At 49.7% G+C, this 684-nt stretch carries 1 pseudogene; it reads left to right on the top strand.

Going from position 1 to position 684, the window contains the following annotated elements:
* Window positions 1-684: pseudogene (locus AB4585_RS24120) on the top strand (exopolyphosphatase); the annotation flags it as partial.

The raw sequence follows: 684 nt of genomic DNA, 5'->3' as shown, positions 1-684 counted from the left end.
GTACCGAGCTTGTGATTGGCGAAGGCTTTGAAGCAGAGCTGGTCAATAGCCAGCAGATGGGGTGTGTTAGCTACGCTCATCGCTACTTTAGCGACGGAAAGCTCAATACCAAGAACTTCGCTGCCGCAAACCTTGCAGCCCTGCGAGAATTGGAGTTTCTGGCGAAGCAATACAAGCGACATGGCTGGGAGTTAACCTTAGGGTCCTCTGGAACAGTAAAAGCCATTCGTGAGTGTTTGATTAGCCTGGACTATGAAGACGGTATCATCACACCCAAGCGCCTCAAAAAGCTGGTGAAGCACCTTTGTGAGTTTAAGAAGGTAGAGAAGATAGCGATCAAGGGCATTATCGAGGAGCGACTGTCGGTGCTCGCTCCTGGCGTTGCTATCTTACAAGCCATTCTGCAGTCCCTAGAGATCGAAGAGCTTCATTACTCTTCCGGCGCCCTGCGGGAAGGGGCAATGTATGAGATGGAAGAGCGCTTTGCACATTCCGATATTCGTATGCGTACAGCGGAGAACCTAGCACTTCAGCACAGAATCGATGTCGAGCAAGCTAATCGAGTGAGACAGCACAGCAAGCATTTCCTTAAACAAGTGATTGCCGATACGGAGTTAGAAAAGAGCAGCGAATTGGTCAAGCTACTTAACTGGGCTGCCTTATTGCATGAAGTAGGATTGAGCC

It is taken from the genome of Vibrio sp. 10N.222.49.C9 (genome assembly GCF_041474985.1).
Taxonomy (GTDB): domain Bacteria; phylum Pseudomonadota; class Gammaproteobacteria; order Enterobacterales; family Vibrionaceae; genus Vibrio; species Vibrio crassostreae_C.
The sequence above is the reverse complement of the archived record's forward strand: the minus strand, read 5'-3'. Positions and strand labels throughout refer to the sequence as shown.